Source organism: Alteromonas sp. C1M14 (assembly GCF_018860965.1).
Taxonomy (GTDB): domain Bacteria; phylum Pseudomonadota; class Gammaproteobacteria; order Enterobacterales; family Alteromonadaceae; genus Alteromonas.
Window position 1 is genome coordinate 604 of record NZ_JAHKQF010000010.1, and the last position, 439, is coordinate 1,042.

General features: G+C 51.5%; 1 protein-coding gene. It reads right to left on the reverse strand.

Going from position 1 to position 439, the window contains the following annotated elements; all coding sequences use genetic code 11:
- Positions 1-439 (reverse strand): Ig-like domain-containing protein (locus KO501_RS09585; protein WP_216029454.1); only part of this gene is annotated, 439 nt, incomplete at both ends.

Here is a 439-nt window from a genome sequence, read left to right on the forward strand (position 1 = left end):
AAGGTTAAATCAATTAAACCGCTGGTGCTCACTGAGGCGAGATTGCCGGCGCTGTCGAGTACCGACACATTCACATCCAATAAGCCTTCGGCGGCATCCGCAGGGAGTTCAATGGCAAAGGTGCCATCGGGCAATACGTCAGTGGTAAAAGTCTGAGTAACCTCGTCACTGTCGGTCACTTCAATGGTGATTACCGCACCGATTTCATCACACGTGCCGCTGATAATGGGCGTGGCACTGTTTAAGTTGGAAAGGGCATCTACGTTCAACACCGGTAAGGTTAAATCAATTAAACCGCTGGTACTGACGGAGGCGACATTACCGGCGCTGTCGAGCACCGATACATTCACATCCAATAACCCTTCGGCGGCATCGGCGGGGAGTTCAATGGAAAACGTCCCATCGGGTAAAACGTCAGTGGTAAAAGTCTGGGTGACGT